The sequence below is a fragment of the Spirosoma arboris genome, assembly GCF_009754945.1.
Taxonomy (GTDB): Bacteria; Bacteroidota; Bacteroidia; order Cytophagales; family Spirosomataceae; genus Spirosoma; species Spirosoma arboris.
The window spans coordinates 73,212-90,729 of sequence record NZ_WPIN01000002.1; the positions used below are offsets into that span (position 1 = coordinate 73,212).

11 protein-coding genes are annotated in these 17,518 nt (G+C 45.8%); 6 read left to right on the plus strand and 5 right to left on the minus strand.

The window, feature by feature from the left end:
• Positions 1-4: 4 nt before the first annotated feature.
• Both ppsA and GO755_RS04255 read right to left on the minus strand, forming a co-directional pair.
• Positions 5-2,632 (minus strand): phosphoenolpyruvate synthase, encoded by a 2,628-nt coding sequence (gene ppsA / locus GO755_RS04250; protein ID WP_157583426.1) that lies wholly within the window; start codon positions 2,630-2,632, stop codon positions 5-7.
• Positions 2,633-2,640: 8 nt separating this feature from the next.
• A complete protein-coding gene (locus GO755_RS04255; RefSeq protein ID WP_157583428.1) occupies positions 2,641-3,096 on the minus strand; it encodes a MarR family winged helix-turn-helix transcriptional regulator in 456 nt (151 codons plus the stop codon).
• A gap of 335 nt (positions 3,097-3,431) precedes the next feature.
• Between GO755_RS04255 and GO755_RS04260 the strand changes: the two genes are divergently transcribed.
• The 3 genes from GO755_RS04260 to GO755_RS04270 all read left to right on the plus strand — a co-directional run bounded on the left by GO755_RS04260 (position 3,432) and on the right by GO755_RS04270 (position 8,675).
• A complete protein-coding gene (locus GO755_RS04260) occupies positions 3,432-6,188 on the plus strand; it encodes a TonB-dependent receptor (protein ID WP_157583429.1) in 2,757 nt (918 codons plus the stop codon).
• A 35-nt stretch (positions 6,189-6,223) separates the two neighbouring features.
• Positions 6,224-7,495, plus strand: coding sequence for a right-handed parallel beta-helix repeat-containing protein (locus tag GO755_RS04265; protein ID WP_157583431.1), 1,272 nt, complete (start codon positions 6,224-6,226; stop codon positions 7,493-7,495).
• Between the two features lie 145 nt (positions 7,496-7,640).
• Entirely contained in the window at positions 7,641-8,675 is a 1,035-nt protein-coding gene (locus GO755_RS04270; RefSeq protein WP_157583433.1) for a phytase, read from the plus strand.
• Between the two features lie 201 nt (positions 8,676-8,876).
• On the opposite strand, the gene GO755_RS04275 is transcribed toward GO755_RS04270, so the two are convergent.
• Together GO755_RS04275 and GO755_RS04280 are read right to left on the minus strand one after the other, a co-directional pair.
• Complete coding sequence (locus tag GO755_RS04275) at positions 8,877-9,152, minus strand: hypothetical protein (RefSeq protein ID WP_157583436.1); 276 nt, start codon at positions 9,150-9,152, stop codon at positions 8,877-8,879.
• Positions 9,153-9,445: 293 nt separating this feature from the next.
• Positions 9,446-10,177 (minus strand): hypothetical protein, encoded by a 732-nt coding sequence (locus GO755_RS04280; protein ID WP_157583437.1) that lies wholly within the window; start codon positions 10,175-10,177, stop codon positions 9,446-9,448.
• Between the two features lie 691 nt (positions 10,178-10,868).
• On the opposite strand from GO755_RS04280, the gene GO755_RS04285 reads away from it, so the two are divergent.
• The 3 genes from GO755_RS04285 (at position 10,869) to GO755_RS04295 (ending at position 16,465) form a co-directional block, all read left to right on the plus strand.
• Positions 10,869-13,682 (plus strand): TonB-dependent receptor, encoded by a 2,814-nt coding sequence (locus GO755_RS04285; RefSeq protein ID WP_157583439.1) that lies wholly within the window; start codon positions 10,869-10,871, stop codon positions 13,680-13,682.
• A gap of 286 nt (positions 13,683-13,968) precedes the next feature.
• The gene (locus GO755_RS04290; protein ID WP_157583441.1) at positions 13,969-15,774 is read left to right on the plus strand and encodes an IPT/TIG domain-containing protein; all 1,806 of its coding nucleotides are present in this window, start codon (positions 13,969-13,971) and stop codon (positions 15,772-15,774) included.
• Positions 15,775-15,847: 73 nt separating this feature from the next.
• Positions 15,848-16,465 (plus strand): hypothetical protein, encoded by a 618-nt coding sequence (locus tag GO755_RS04295; RefSeq protein ID WP_157583443.1) that lies wholly within the window; start codon positions 15,848-15,850, stop codon positions 16,463-16,465.
• Positions 16,466-16,509: 44 nt separating this feature from the next.
• Here GO755_RS04295 and GO755_RS04300 read toward each other — a convergent pair whose 3' ends face one another.
• Positions 16,510-17,514 carry a YpdA family putative bacillithiol disulfide reductase gene (locus tag GO755_RS04300; protein WP_157583445.1) on the minus strand — a complete coding sequence of 335 codons (1,005 nt, stop codon included), beginning with the start codon at positions 17,512-17,514 and terminating at the stop codon, positions 16,510-16,512.
• Positions 17,515-17,518: the final 4 nt, after the last annotated feature.

A 17,518-nucleotide genomic window follows, 5' to 3' on the forward strand; every position in this document is an offset into this window, starting at 1 on the left:
TGTCTCACAGGATTTCTACATATCCTTCTGTCCCATTCACGCGAATTCGTTGCCCATCTTTGATCAGCTTGGTTGCATTTTCTACGCCAACAACTGCCGGTAAGCCATATTCACGGGCGATAACGGCTCCGTGGGTCATCAGCCCACCCACTTCGGTGACCAGGCCTTTTATGGATACAAACAAGGGTGTCCAGCTGGGGTCAGTAAAGGCGGTAACTAATATATCTCCATCTTCCAGGTCAGCCTCTTCCATGTTTAAGATGACACGTGCCCGCCCTTCTATAACGCCGGATGAAACAGCCAGACCGACAATCGCTTCGGCGGGTAGATTTTCTCGTTTGTACGCACCTGTAATGATTTCACCGTCAGACGTAATCACACGTGGCGGAGTTAGTTTTTCATAGATTTTGTACTCGTCTTTTCGGTCGCTGATGAGCTGATAATCCAGTTTATGAGTGCGTACAACCTCGCGAAGTTCGTCAAACGTGAGATAGTAAATATCCTCTTTATCCTGAATAACATCGGCTTGTACAAGTTGTTCGGCCTCCTTCAATAGCGCCTGCTTATACACGAAGTAGCGACTAACGATGCCGTATTTGGGGTATTCACGATAACCCGCAAAATTCCGAATCAGGTCGATCATTCGTTTTGTCTCTTGAGCTTTTTGTTCGCCATCCGGCAATTGCTTCAGTCGTTCCAATAACTCTTGTTCTTTTTTCAACGCTTCCTGTTGCCCTTGCTCAAATTTCCGACTGCTTGCATTCGGCTCAAAGTTTTTGATGTTACTGAGAATCAAAGGGACAAGTGTAGCTGGTTTTTCACGCCAACGAGTTCTCGTAATATCAATCTCTCCGACACATCGCATTCCGTAACTGTTGAGATAATTATTGATTACGTCCAGGGCTTCGGGGCCACCCTTTAACTGAACCAGCCCCTCCAAAAAGTTATCGTCTTTTGCCCGTTGCAGATACTCGATTACTTCCGGAAAGGGGCGAATTACATCGGCGACATCCAATAACGCCAGACCCATTTCCGAAGTAATATTGTTGGGTGCAGATTGTGCAAGCGTGTCTGCGGCATTTTTCTCATCTAACCATTCGTTCATATTGGAATTGATCCATGATGAAGCATTCATGCCCGTCATGATCACGTTAAAACTCTGTGAATCAGCGTTGTTTTTCTTTAATTGCTCAAGATCTTCCAGGATAAAATCAAATAGATCTGGCCCTGATTTCGGCTGGATGTTTTGTTTTAACGCTTCTATCGCTGTTTGACTGCGCCTGATCAAATCAGAAACGATGGTTGGATCGTATTCATTTAGTGTTTGATATTTCTCGAGCGACGCACTTGCATTGCTTTTACCGGGACTCTGTTCTTTTATATCATCCGGTAGCGATTTTATAAAATCTCCCCGCTCTACGATGGTTGTAAGTGCGTCTTTTATGAGCGGATCGGATTTTCCCAGTGTGACATTTAGTACAGTTTCTCTGCCGACAGGTGAAGCCAGCAACGGTGTAATATCAACAAATAACCTTCCACCAGCTGTACGCATGGGTGCTCGAGTCGTTAACAGGAAAAAAGACAATCCCAATGGTTTCATAGCATCGGTCATCATTTGGTTATGACCAACAGATACGTAAACACGATTTTCGTCGTCATTCGCTTCCGGGATTGGGTATAGCGTAGTGATTGGCCGACTCTGGACGATATAAAATTCGTCATCGGCCAAACACCATTCGATGTCCTGGGGGCGGCCGAAATGCTCTTCGATCTTTCGGCCCATGCGCTCAAGATGCAAAATCTGATCATCCGTTAGCGCCTGGCTATTCTGTTGTTCAGGCTCAATCGCCTGTTCGTTCGTACCGCCATCTTTTACGGCATAAATAGCCAGTTTCTTGGTGGATATCTTCTTATCGATAACCTTGCCGTTGTACACTTTATAGTTATCTGCATTTACCAGGCCAGAAACCATGGCCTCCCCTAGTCCGAAGCTGGCATCAATGGATAGCACTTTCCTGTTGGAAGTGACGGGATCGGCAGTAAACAAAATCCCGGCCACTTGCGGGAAGACCATCTTCTGAACAACCACAGCGAGTTGTACTTTACGGTGATCGAAGTTATTTTGAATGCGGTAAATGACTGCCCGCTCGGTAAACAGCGATGCCCAGCATTTGCTGATATGCGTTAGGATTGACTCTTTTCCAATAACGTTCAAATACGTATCCTGCTGACCAGCAAAAGATGCCGTTGGCAGGTCTTCTGCCGTAGCACTAGACCGCACAGCAAAGGCACTTTTTTTATCAAGTTGCTCAAGATGGTGTCCGATCTCTTCCTGAATGTCCTGAGGAATGGCTATACTTTCGATGGCTATACGAATCACACCGCTCAATTCACGGATTTTATCCCGGTCTTCTATCTTCAGCAGCGATAACTGATTAAGGAGTTCATTAATCGATGACGTTTCGTCAATGATTCGTTTAAAAGCGTCGGTAGAAATACAAAAGCCATCCGGCACATGAATTCCATCAATTCTGGCAAGTTCCCCAAGGTTTGCGCCTTTCCCTCCGACAAGCGTGAATTTTGTTCTATCAATATCCTGGAAACCAAGTATGTATGAACTTATATTTTTCATTTTTATGGTTATTTATTGTTGAGTGTATTGGTTGTTTCAACCATTATGTCAATTGCCTTTGAAAAGTAGGTTTCAATGACCTTGATTTCCTCATCTGAAAATGAGGCAATAAGCTGTTCTGACTTGCTTCGGAATTCTTTATAAAGCGGGACCAACAGTGCCATGATAATTTCGGTGTTAGGTTCAATGATTACCTTCCGCCTGTCGTCCTGAGCAAATTGTCTTTTAACCAGATTTTTCTTCTCAAACCGGTCTATTAAACCGGTCACTGCGCCTGTCGTCAGGCCGGTTAACGTTGAAAGCTCACCCGCCGTCATTTGCCCTTTTTCCAGTAGAAACCCTAAGTATTTATGGTCAGTCCCAGAAAGTCCTGCCTTTTGGGCAACAGCTTCGTGCATCTGAATAGAGGTGTACGCATATATCTGGCTTAGTTTTCTTGTTCGTTTGAGTGTGTCGTTATCCATGTTATTATCTTTACGACTAAATATCTTAGCAACAAAGATAATAGTAATTTAGTAATGTATCCAACTAATTTTGGTAGGCTTCACATTTAGGAAACAGTTTGGTAACAATAACATAATGGCTAACCAGCACAACACCAACCCACTGAATACCAACAATTTAATTCGAATTTAATTTAGTTGTTGCCTATCTGTTTACGCTCGTAAATGGGTTGTTGCCTTTTTGTTCACGGGTCAAATTTGTCGGGTTCATACGCTCACCCTCACCTTTGCGCCATCAACTAAACACGGTCTTTGCCTTTAGGTGGGCCACGTACTAGTTGCCATTCGCAAACTGTATGAACCGACTACTACTGACAATCGTTTGCCTGCTGCTTATCCCAAAGGTCTGGGCTGGTACCATCCGGGGGCGGGCCATCGATGCTATTACAGGTCAACCCGTTATTGGGGCGACGCTCATTCTGGAAAATACCAAACTGTACAATGTATCGGGTCTGGATGGATCTTACCTGATTAAAAACGTACCTACTGGCAGCTATAAAATTCGGATCAGCTACGTCTCTTACAAAACAATCACCCGTGATGTGGTCGTGACAAGTGAAGAGCAAGTGGTTACGATGGATCTGCCGCTGGAAACAGAAAACGACCGCCAGATTACCGAGGTCACGGTAAAAGCCAAACGCGACGGTAGCAGTGATCGCACCGCCCGCGACCTCGAACGGAATGCGCTGCAAGTGACGAATATTGTGTCGGGCCGAACCATCGAACTCTCTCCCGATTTAACTGTTGCCAACGTCATTCAGCGGGTATCAGGTATTTCTATCGAACGCAACAGCAATGGCGATGGGCAGTATGCCATTCTGCGTGGCATGGACAAACGGTACAATTATACGCTGGTCAACGGCGTGAAGATTCCTAGCCCCGACAATCGCTATCGTTATGTCCCGCTGGATATTTTCCCATCCGAACTCCTTGACCGACTCGAAGTTTATAAAGCGCTCACGCCGAGTATGGAAGGCGATGCGGTTGGTGGTGCTATCAACATGGTTATGAAAGATGCGCCCGACCGGCCGACTATTCTGGCCAACGTTTCATCGGGGTATAGCGAGCTGTTTTTCAACCGCCCCTTTGTGAGCTTTGACACGAAAAACATCAACTCGCAATCACCTTACGAGCAATTTGGCAATCAGTACAGTGCCAAATTCTCGGACTTTAACAAAGCATCAACAACCTACACCAGCCAGGCTCCCCCACCGAATTTACTGGGCAGTTTTGCAATCGGTAACCGATTCTTCAATCGGCGGTTTGGCATCATGCTGGCGGGGAGTTTACAGAATACGTTTAGAGGTAGCAATAGCCTGTTTTTTACCGGCGATGTGGTCGATACGTTACGCGGAGTAACTCTCACGAAACAGAGTGAACGGCAATATTCAGAGCGGCAAACGCGCTATGGATTGCACGCCAAGATGGATTTTCGGGTCAATGAGAACAACAAAATCCAGTGGTTTAACGCACTGATTAGCCTGGCTAATGAGCAAATTCGGGAAACGAAAACAACCGAACTGGGCATTGGCGGTTTTGATCCGGTGCTGGGTAATGCAACACTCGGTTACGAAACGCGCTCACGCCTAACGAAGCAGAAAATTTACAACAGTACGCTCCAGGGTACGCATCAGCTTACCCCAATGTTTGCCATTAACTGGTCGGCGGTTTATTCGTTGGCTACCAACGAAGTTCCCGACCAGACGTACGTGCCGCTACTGGGTATACGCACAAATTTTGTAGAAAAACGAACAACCGTGCAGGATGGCCAGCGCCGATGGGAACACAATTCCGACACCGATTTGGCAGGCTATCTGAACATGACGCTGAAAACCAAACTAGCGGGCGTAGCGGTCGAATGGATGGCTGGTGGATTATACCGCGACAAGCAGCGGACTAATTTTTACAACAATTACACGCTACGGCCTTCCAACCCGTTCGCCCAATACGGTGTCGATTTCACCGATTACAACCAAATTGTCTGGACTATTCAGAACCCGCTCGGTTCGGTTGCTTCGGCCCTGAATTATGATGCTACGGAGAAAACGGCATCGGGTTATCTGCAATTCCGCACCACCGATCAGCCGCTCGAAGTAACCGGGGGTGTTCGCATCGAGCATACCGATCAGGGTTACGCCATGAAATTTCCGATTGGCGAAGATAACCCTACCAGAAGCCAGATTTATACAGATGTGCTACCAAGCCTGCATTTCCGCTATCGGCCAAACGAGCAGACCAACTGGCGCTTGTCGTACTTCCGCTCACTGAACCGGCCCGGCTTTTTCGAAATCGTACCCTACCGGATTGTCAATGAAGAATATCAGGAGCGAGGCAATCCTAATCTGAAACGGGCCATTGCCGACAACGTTGATTTGCGATACGAGTTCTTCCCCCGTCCGCTGGAGCAGTTTATGGTTGGTCTGTTCTACAAACACATCCAAGACCCTATCGAATATACGCTTCAGAAAGACGCCATCCGGGGGCAGGATTTGTACTATGGACCGGGCAATTTCGGGAATGCGACGAACCTGGGGATAGAGGTCGATGCCATCAAGTATTTCCGGCAGTGGGGTATCAAAGCCAATTATACCTACACCAATTCCAGCATCACAACGCCCAAATCAAAGCGGATTCGGAATGCACAGGGCGATCTGGAAACCATCACAGTCAATCAGACGCGCTCGCTCTATGGGCAGTCGGCACACATCGCGAATTTGTCGCTGCTCTACAAGGACACTGAACATGGCTGGGATGGGCAACTGGCAGCCAGCTACACGGGCCCACGTATCAATACGGTATCGCAGTTTGTCGATAACGACCTGTATCAGAAGGGCTTTATTCAGATGGATGCGTCTGTCGAAAAGAAGCTAGGCAAGAGCTTCCTGTTGTTTGCCAAGGCGAATAACCTGCTCAACACACCTACGGAGATTTTCATCAAAAACATCAATACGAAGAATACGGATGTACCGAACCAGGATGTATCGGGTAAGACCCTCATCCGGCGTGATTTCTACCAACGCTCGTATGTGCTTGGGATACGGTATAAACTGTAAAACTTAACTAACGCATTAACAATCAATCAATAACCATGAAACAAGTAATTATTCTAGCCGCTCTGTCGGCTGCTGTACTAGTAGGTTGCTCTAAGAGTAGCGACAATTCTGGAACGGTAACACCAACCCCAACTCCCGTTGTGAAAGAAGCCGTATCGGGCGATGTTTCGGGAACCTGGGCCAAAGGAAGCACCTATAAAATTACGGGCCATTTACAAATTCCAGCCAGTACGTCATTAGTCATTGAAGAAGGTGTTAACATCGTTTTCAGCGACTCGACGGTGAAGCCCGAGTTGATCGTAAAAGGGAATCTGTACGTAATGGGTACATCGGCAAATCCGGTAAAATTCACAGTGCCCGACGCCTGGAAAACAGCTGCCAACCAGTGGGGCAGCCTGTGGGGTGGCATTATTGCTGCGCCAACCTGCACCGAACTACTGCTCGACAACGCTATTATTGAGTATGGTGGCGCAGTAACGACTGAGAGTTCTCCTTCGGTAAAAGCAGGCTTGTACAAAGCCGCAGCTGGTAACCACGTTCCTGCAGTAAACTACTCGAATGTGAATGGTAAGCTGGTTATCGTAAACAGTCGATTGAACAATCAGAACGAAGATGGTTTTTACATTGAGGGTGGAAAGGTGATTGTTGCCAACAACAAGATTTATACGCAGGGCGTATCGGGTGGTGATGCCATCAACATCAAATCGGGTGTTCAGGCCGATGTAGCCTTTAACACGGTCTATAGCCCAAACACCAACGCGCTGAAACTCTCAAACACGGGCGACCGTGTACCACAAGCCTATGTAGTTGCGTACAATAACACAATTGTAAATGCAGGCTGGCGTCGCCCAACTCTCAAAGGTGGGTCAATATGGGTAGAAGTTGCGGTTCGGGCTGAGTTGTACAACAACCTGCTGGCCAACGATCGGTTTGGTGTAAAACGCGATCCTAAAAACCCCGAAGACAGCCGTACTAAAGTGAGCAATAACCTGTATTACGGGGCAACTCAGGATGGCGTTACGGGTTTCCAGCCTAGCACTGAAATTCTGACTGGCACTAACGATGTCATCAGCAAAACGGTTGGCGACAATGATCCTAAGTTTGTAAACTACCCGCTCACAACCGATTCTAAAAACGCAACCTTCAACACAGCCTGGGATTTCCGCCTGCAAGCCGGTTCGCCTGCCATTGGCAAAGGAACTACGAGTTTCACGCGGCTGTATGCTGATGGCATTTCGTTCGCGAATGGCACCTTGTATAAATCGCCTGCCCCATCAACAACCATTGGTGCTTTAGGTACGAATTAAGTTCACCTCACGGCAGCGGCCCACCTCACCCCCGGCCCCTCTCCTAAAACAGGAGAGGGGAGCGAGACTGCCCTATTTTTTCACCCCTCTCCTGTTTTAGGAGAGGGGCCGGGGGTGAGGTGAATTATTATAGCCTATAGTATCCATGAATTATCGTCTGACGCTTTTCCTTCCTCTATTCGTAATTGCCTGTCAATCCACGGCTCAAACTCCTGTCAAGCCCGTTGTTATTACTGACACCGTTCGGCACGACACCGACGATCCAGCCATCTGGATTAACCCTGCCGATCCAGCTAAAAGCCTTATTATCGGAACTGATAAAGACCAGGATGGCGGATTGTATGTGTTTGATCTACGGGGCAAAATTGTCCGGGAGATTCACGATCTCAAGCGGCCAAATAATGTAGACGTCGCCTATGGCCTGATGCTCAGCGGTAAACCCACCGACATTGCTGTAACCACAGAACGGTTTACGCACAAACTCCGAATCTTCTCGGTGCCCGACATGAAACCCATCGACAATGGTGGTCTTGATATGTTTGTTGGCGATACCACCAGTGGCTTCCGCGATCTAATGGGCATTGCGCTTTATAAAAACCCGTCAGGCGTTTTATACGCTATGGTTGGTCGTAAAACCGGGCCTACAAACGGGTCGTACATTGGTCAGTATCGGCTCGAAGACAATGGTAAAGGGCAGGTAAAAGCTACGTTGGTCCGAAAATTTGGGCTATATAGCGGCAAGAAAGAAATTGAATCCATTGCCGTAGATAATGAACTTGGCTATGTCTACTATTCCGACGAAGGCGTTGGTGTTCGGAAATACTACGCTGAACCCGAAAAGGGCAATCAGGAACTAGCACTTTTTGCCAAAACGGGCTTTGCGGAGGATCACGAAGGTATTTCGATTTACAAAACGGGCCCTAAAACGGGCTACCTGCTGGTTTCAGATCAGGGAGCAAATCAGTTCCACATTTTCCGACGCGAGGGTGAAGCGGGTAATCCCAATGAATATAAAGTACTGAAAGTAGTAAAAGTGGCCGCTCAGGTTAGCGATGGTTCCGATATTACGAACGTGGCTCTGGGTAAGCAGTTTCCACATGGACTATTTGTGACCATGTCGGAAGGGAAAACATTCCACTACTACCGATGGGAGGACATTGCCGGGAAAACGCTTAAATAGGGAAGCTCTTTAAACAGAACGGGCCAATTTTAGTCGAAATTGGCCCGTTTTTCTGTCATTCCTCCTGACGCCAGGAGGAACCTCAAAGTTGCCTATTAATCAAGCTTGAGATTCCTCCTGGCGTCAGGAGGAATGACAAACAATTCTATAACAAGAACGTATCAACGCTCGGGGGTTAGGTCTTCCGAGCGTTGATACGTTTTAAGCTTCTACAGGCTTTGTCTTAACTTTGGGAGCCTTGGGCGTTTTAGCAACTTTAGCTGTTTGCTTCTTTGGCTTTTTAGTTGGTTTGGGCGTTTTATCCTCAGCCTTCTTCTTTTCTTCTTTTTTAAGAAGTTTCACCAGTTTCTTCGCTAGCTTCTCAGCAGCTTTCTCGATGGTTTTCTTTGTTTTTTTCGACTGCTCTCCTAATTCGCTTATCTTCGTTTCAACAGAAGTAGCAATTGATTCAGCAAGTGCCTTTTTTTGAGCTTTCATTCTTTGGTTTTGTTAGCGTCTGGTGATCATAAAAAAATCTACAAAGAACTACGAAAAAAAAGGCAGAAACAAAAGCCCAATGTTAAGTTTTTGTTATTATTTGGATGCTTTTTTTCGTTTTTCAGCACAGTCAGCTACACTCAAAAAGCCTTTTATTTACCCATAGAGGCCTAAAATGACAGAAATTCGCCTGGTATATAGCTATACACTGGACGAATTTCTGAAGTTGTTTAAACTTTTCCTTTTTGCTATAGTATCGGTTATAAGTACCCGACATCACAGCTCCTACCTGTTTACTTCATTACTCGTTTCGTATCTCGTTTGTAGGTAAGTAAGCGCCCTCTAACAGTGTTCATTACCTGATTTAATTGCTTATATAGATGACTCTGTGTCAGTTGAATTGTCCGTAATATTTCAGCTTCCTGCGTAACCTCTTGCGTCAGTACATTAAACTGACGAGCCTGCTCCCGAAACTCTTTCAGACAATAGGATGGATTAACAGGAATAAAATCAACGATCTGTAACAAATCCAACAGCCAACTGAAGTACTGCCCTAGCAACGCATACGAATCTTCGTGCAAGCGTAAATCTTTATAGAGCACTGGTTTCCGTCTGTTAGCGGGGAAAACAGGAAGTTGTAAGCGATGAATTTTTAGGTACAGTATTTTAATCAGGTCATTAGCTACCGTTCCCCCTTTAAACTGATAACCAATATCGTCCCACAGCCGCTCGTTGATCGGCTTTATACCATCCTCCGACTCGTGCGCTAATTGCCTGCGTTTTTCACAAAGCTCCCAATATCGCTGCCATTGCTCTTCAAACTGCCGATTAGCAAATTGAATATGCTGGATGAGTGCCTGAAGAATTGACTCTTCCGGAGGAAAGTCATTTCCCGTTGCATTCGCCCATTTTGTCAGACTGGAGCTAAGTTCAATGGCCTGACTGAGCTTTTTTGACAATGCGCTTTCATAAGGTGTCATGAAACTGTTTTCTCTGACTGGCATTACCGTAAGAAGGACTGGCATCCTGTTTAGAAAAAAAAGTTTTTATTAATACAGACCACCCGTTCGTAATAGTTTGCTAACAAGGCTATTCCCGATCTAATTACCCGAATTAGTTTATGTTCTATTTTAAGTTGACGAGCTAACTAATCAGGCAAATAAACCACATCAAATCAGGAGTTAAAAAAGGATTAAGAAGAGATAATAGAAGGGTAATCCTGGGATAATCTTAAGGTAATCTTGAGTCAGTAGGTTTGTAGAGTAAAAACGGGCAATCTTTCGCCCGATAACCGCTTTACCATAGTCTACATGACTTCTTATTCTTAACCGTGACAATGCATTATCCCTTCCCTATTTATAAAACAGAAGAGCGCCAGAAACTGGCATAGTATTACTAATATCCACCCATTCTCTCAAATTGGTGTCGCACGAAAAGGCTGGGGTTTTACTCTGGCTTTTTTCTTTAAATCCCATTACCAGGGCCTTTTTCTGTTACCGAAACAAGCACGACGTTTCCTAAACTCCGAGGGGAATACGCAAACAGGATGCTGGTTTATTTTCAAAAAATTCGACGCACACACCTAGTTAACATTAGCTTAACAGGCGTCAAATTTAGTTGACTTAGCTTTGTTGCATCAATCTGATTCACTCTAATAAAGGATTGACATTCTTTGGATTGTATCGAATTAATCCATTCATTTTATTAAACGTCTTTATGCTAAGCAAACGCTACTTTTGGTTGGTTGCGTCCATCTGTCTATTCTTCACCACATCACTCTTTGCCCAAACACCCGGCATTATTAAAGGCCAGCTGACTGATCTGCTTACTAAAGAGGCACTGATTGGAGCCGGTGTACTCGTTAAAGGGACAACGTTAGGTGGTAGCACTGACATTGAAGGTAACTTCATTATTAATAAGGTTCCGGCTGGTAAGTATACCCTTGTTATCTCGTCTGTAGGTTACCAAACCGCCGAGATTCCGAACATAACCGTAGAACCAGACAAGATTACATTGGTCAATACAACCCTGGCCACAGATCAGAAAAGCCTGCAGGAAGTAGTGGTTCGGGCTTCTCGTAATACCAATACAGAAATTGCCGTAATTTCTCAGATTCGCGAAGCACAGCAGGTTGTGAGTGGTATTTCGGCTGAGCAAATTGTTAAATCGCAGGACCGCGATGCTGCCGAAGTTGTTCGGCGTATTCCCGGCGTTACAATCGTCGATAATCGCTTCATTAACATTCGGGGGTTAAATGACCGCTATAACACCGTCTGGTTAAATGATGCCGTTGCACCGAGTTCGGAAACGGATCGAAAAGCGTTCTCATTCGATATCATTCCCAGTAACCTGCTCGACCGGGTGCTGATTTTCAAAACGCCCTCTCCCGAATTACCGGGCGATTTTGCGGGTGGCATGGTGAAAGTGTATACCCGTCAGCCAAGTTATACGGAGCGCTCACTCAACGTAAGTTATACGGTAGGTGCCCGCGCGGGAACAACCTTTAACAATTTTACCAGCGACGTAAAGTACAACAAGGATTGGCTGGGGTTTGGGGACAGCGACCGAAAATTGCCAGTTGCCATACCAAATTCAAATGGGGTAATTCCAACCGCCCAGGCGAAAACGTTCCCTAATACCTATCCGCTGACGACTAATTCGGCCATTCCCGATCAGCGATTCAACATTAGTTATCTGACGGGCATTAAGCTTGGTAATCAATCGCTGGGTAGTTTATCGGCATTGAGCTATTCCAATACCTTTACATCGTTTGACATCAATCGTCTGGATGTTTTCCGGGAAGATGTGTTCAATAAAGACAAGCAGTACTCCAATAACGTCCGGTTTGGGCTCTTGCAGAACTTCATTTACTCGTTTGGCAATGGCTCTAAAATTGAATTCCGGAATATGTTCAATCAGTTGTCGCGCAATCAGGTTACCACGCGGGATAGTTATGACGAACAAGGGGTTAACTTAACAAAATATAGTTATTCGGAAGGCTACCAGAGCCGCCAGGTTTATAATGGTCAGTTAGCTGGTAATCATACGGTTGATTATAAAGGTGGGCTACAAATTGATTGGGTACTTGGATATGCCCGGTCGAACAAACACGAACCCGATTACCGCCGGCTTCAGTATAATGCCCAGAGCAACCAGGCCATTCTCCCGCAAAGTGGTGTTGACTTATTCACCGGTTCGCGGCTTTATCAGGATTTAGGAGAGAACATTTATAGCTTAAATCTGGGTCTGAAACAAAAATTCTCCGATCACGTAGAGGTTAGCCTCGGAACGTACATTGAAAATAAAGACCGGACATTTGTTGCCCGTCAGTTCGGCTACTCACTGTCGGCCATCAATCCGAATTACACCCAATTGCTTTCTCAACCCATCAATCAGATTTTCAATCCCCAGAATGTTGAAACAGGAACGGGTTTTGGTTTTGAGGAAGATGGCAACAGTATTGCTACGCAACCCGGCGTAAAACCGAACTATAGCTACGATGCCTCGAATAAATTGGCGGCTGGTTATACCTCACTCAACTATACGTCAGACAAGATTAAGCTGTTGGTAGGTGCCCGGTTTGAACACAATGTTCAATCCATTGTGGCTGGTTTAAATGGTACACCTATCAACCGGAGTGTTACGACAGATAAGCTGCTACCCTCGGCAAACTTTAGTTACAACATTACCGAGAAAGCCCTTATTCGGGCGGCTTATGGACGTACCCTAAACCGGCCTGAGTTCCGTGAATGGGCACCGTTTGTTTACTATGATTTTGATTTGAACGCCCTCACATACGGTTCGCTCTATTTGCCATCGGCAGGGAACGGAACAGTGGGGACGCTGCTAAAAGTAGCTGACATCGACAATTTCGACCTACGTTACGAGTATTATCCATCAAATGGCGAAAATGTCCATTTCGGTGTGTTTTACAAGCACTTCAACAATCCTATTGAATCCAGCATCGCCAACAATCCATCGAACCTGGCTTTCACCTATATCAACGCCCCGAGTGCTTATGCAATGGGCGTGGAATTGGATGTTCGCAAACGGCTCGACTTCCTGTCGGGTAGTTTCTTCAAGAATCTGACGCTACTGTTCAACGGTTCGTTAATTAAAAGTGAAGTAAAAGTGGATGCCCAACAGTCATGGACGCCCAACCGCAAGTTGCAGGGACAGTCGCCTTACGTAGTGAATATGGGGCTATATTACCAGACAACTAAATGGCAGTTCTCCGGTCTTTACAATGTTTTTGGACCACGTATTGTCTACGTTGGCAGCAGCAATCCACCTTACTCCGAAGTAGTTGAGATGCCCCGTAATACCATTGACCTAACCGTTTCGCGGGACATTACAAACCGGTTCTCAATCAACGGGGGGATATCAGACTTGCTCAATCAGCGAGTACTGATGCTCCAGGACGATCCTACGAATAAAAACAGCAAATTCGAGCGCAGTACAGATCCTCATTTTATTGATTACAAACGAGGAAGTTACTTCACACTTGGCCTGCGCTACCGTTTCTTTTAGGTAGTAAACCCGGCTGACAAAGTTGCCATTTTACAAATGAAGCCATCCAGTTATCATGCTGGATGGCTTCATTTTTTTCTGATTGAAGGCTCATTTTATCCCATTCGAGAAGTATATCAATATCAGCATTAAGGCGACAACCATTCTTTATCTTTCGACCTCATTTTCAACAAATTAATAAATTCTACACTGATTCTTTAACAATTTCATAACTCTAAAAATCCATTTCGTTAGACCCCTTTTGGGCAATTTTGCGCCAAGTATTAACCAATTTAACATATCCTGAATGAACCGTCCAAACGCACTTATTCGCCACTTTCTAGTTGTGGTGAGTTGCATCCTGGCAGGGAGCTTGTTTGTCACTTCCTGTAAGAAAACTGAAGATCCTGCACCTGTAACTCCTAGTCTGGCTATTACGAGCTTTTCGCCAACTTCGGGCAAAGCTGGTGATGTTGTAACGATTACTGGAACAGGGTTCAATGCTTCTACTACTGGCCAAACAGTGTCATTTGGTACAACTGCGGCTACCGTTCTGGCGGCCACGGCTACAAACCTGGTAGTACAGGTTCCTAACAGTATCAATGGTAATTTCCCGATTGTCGTTAGTCAGCCAGGAAGTACGTCTGTTTCTTCTTCAACGCAATTCAATGTAACAACTACCATCTCCAAACCAGTTGTTAGTATTTCAACAGCCATTACGGCTAACCAGAACTGGACGGCTGATAATATTTATCTGCTCAGCAACTTCGTGTACGTACGGAGTGGTGTGACGGTTACGATTGCTCCGGGTACGATCATCAAAGGAGATAAACTTTCGAAAGGCACATTGATTTTTGAACCAGGTTCTAAAATCATGGCTCAGGGTACGGCCGATAACCCAATTATCTTCACATCGAACTTAGCACCAGGTCTCCGGAATCTGGGCGACTGGGGTGGACTGGTTATTACGGGAAAAGCGGATGATAATGCCGCGACCGGAATCACAGACCCAACAGCATTACCCGTTGTAGAAGGTGGTCCAACAACACAGGTTTCGGCCATTGATGGTCAACGTAGTAATACGGATAATTCGGGGGTATTAAGCTACGTTCGTATTGAGTGGGCGGGCGTTGCGCTTTCGCCTAACAACGAAATCAATGGTCTGTCGCTTTATGCAGTTGGATCAGGCACGAAGATCGACCACGTTCAGGTTTCGTTTGCCAATGACGATTCGTTCGAATCATTTGGTGGTGTGCAAAACATGAGCTACCTGATTGCGTATCGGGGTATTGATGATGACTTCGATACCGACAATGGTTATTCGGGTAATGTTCAGTTTGGTTTGAGTGTTCGCGACTTAACCATCGCTGACCAATCGGGTTCGAAAGCGTTTGAATCAGACAATGACGCCAATAACTCAACGAAGCTTCCACAAACGTCGGTTGTATTTAGCAACATGACCTTGATTGGGCCTTCTGCGGTTACCACAGGCGGTGCTTCGATGTCAACAACAGCTAACCCTGCCAACGCTGCTGCCAGTGCTAACTATGTATCTGCTATGCACGTCCGTCGTAACTCAGCCTTGAGTGTCTTCAACTCAATTGAACTAGGCTGGCCAGCTGGGTTGCTTTTAGATGGAACCAACGTAGGTACGAATGTAGGTACTGGCAAATCGGTCATTGCTAACAACATTTTTGGTGGTAACCTGGCCGGATCAGTCAATGGAGTAGCTGGTTATAACCGCGATGTACTCTACATTAGTGGCTCTGGCGGAGCTGGTAGCTTGACCCCAATCAATGCATTAGGACCAGATTCGTCAGCATTCGGTGCTGCTGTTGGACCAGTGACTTATTTGAAAGCCAACAATAACCGTCGTTTGGCTGGTACAGCTGCGTTCATGCTGACCAATCCGTTTACAGCTTCGGGCACGAAACCAGATGTAACACCTGCAACAGGTTCACCAGCATTGACAGGCGCAGACTTTACAAATGCCAAACTTGCCAATGCTTTCTTCGACAAAACCCCAACCTTTGTTGGTGCTGTTTCTGCTGATAAAAATTACACAAGCGAAAAATGGGTCAACTTCGATCCACAGAATGCTGTGTATCAATAGTCGATAGTTGTTTTTCGAATAGAAAAGCCTGGGCAACGTGCTCAGGCTTTTCTGCAATAATTTATTGTCAGTAATGAGAGCTCTTATCAATTGTTTTTTCACAATACTAATTTTAACCAGTTGTTCGGGAAAGAAAACCGCCACGTCCACAGCCATAACCTCGGCTGCCACGTCACTCCTAAAAACACTCCCCGATTCTATCGATGCGGCTATTGGTACATTAGATCGTCGCCTGGATATAAAGATGAAGCGCAAGACTTATGAACCCCAACCAGGCAACTTAGTCACTATCCAGAAATGGTTTGAATTTGGCGATACGACACGGCTGGTTAAACTCCGGGAGGAAATATTGACCGGCGACACTAAAATGGACGTTAGTCAATACCACTTTCTCAATGGTAAGCTTGTCCAGATTCATGAGTATCAGCTCAATAAAAAATGCGCTGAAAATGGAAAACAGTGTATGGATGAAGCCAAATACTATTTTACCAACGATAGCCTAAAAGTAGGTGTTCAACGGCACGCTGAGGGAACAGAATCCAGCCCTCCCCAAATAGAAACCCAATCGTTTCAGGCAGTAAAGCCCGGCACATCGTTCGTAACTACCAGAATAAATAAGCTAGCGACGATCAATAAAAAATACGCATCTCTTCCCAATCCTAAGCCAAAAGAAGAAAAAGGAACGCACTGAAACTGAGTGCGTAGTACCGTAATTCTAACGTTAAAATCGGATTATCAGATACGCTGGATCAACTCGGCTACTTTATGCACCTCCCGGCCCATTATGTGATCGATAATGGACTGAGCGTGTTCCCGGCCATTCTCGATAAACACTTTCTCCGTATAAATTCCGGCCAGCACCGTACCACAGACGTAAAGCCCCGGCACATTGGTTTCAAACGTTTCTTTATTATAAACGGGTACCTGAGTCTGCGGATCTAATTCGATATCGCAGCGGGCCAGGAGTGCCGCATCAGGAATATAGCCAGTCAGAATAAACACAAAATCGGCGGGGAGTTGCGTTTCTTCGCCGGTTTTTAGATTATTGATCGTTAGCTGATGCGGGGCAATCTGAGTGACAAACGAATCGAAAACCGTTTTTATTTTCCCCTCCTTTACCCGATTCTTCACGTCAGGTATAAGCCAATATTTCACAGTACTGCGGAAATCTTCGCCCCGGTGCACGATCGTGATATTCACATCATGCCGGTATAATTCCAGCGCGGCTTCCACCGCAGAATTCGATGCACCGATGATGACTACATTCGTAAACGAATACTTAAATGGCTCATCGTAATAGTGCGATACATGGGGCAAGTCTTCGCCCGGAATGTTGAGCCAGCGTGGGCGTGTGAAATAGCCCGTAGCCATAATCACCTTGCGGGCGTGATAGCGATCACCAGTAGTGGTCGTAATCGTAAATAAATCTCCTTCCTTCTTCACATCCCAAACCTCCTGAAACAGGTTGAAATTCAGGTGATAATAGGCCGCTGCTTTCCGATAGTACTGGAGTGCTTCGTCACGACCAGCTTTCACGCCCGAAATGGGAAATGGCAAACCACCGATTTCGATGTTTTCGGCAGTCGAGAAAAAGCGCATTCTACGTGGATATTGCCTAAGCGACTCGGTCAGGCTTCCCATTTCCAGAATTAAATGGCTCAAACCAGCTTTAGTTGCTTCGATACCGGCGGCCAATCCACAAGGTCCGCCCCCAACAATGACGACGTCAAATAGTTGCATAATA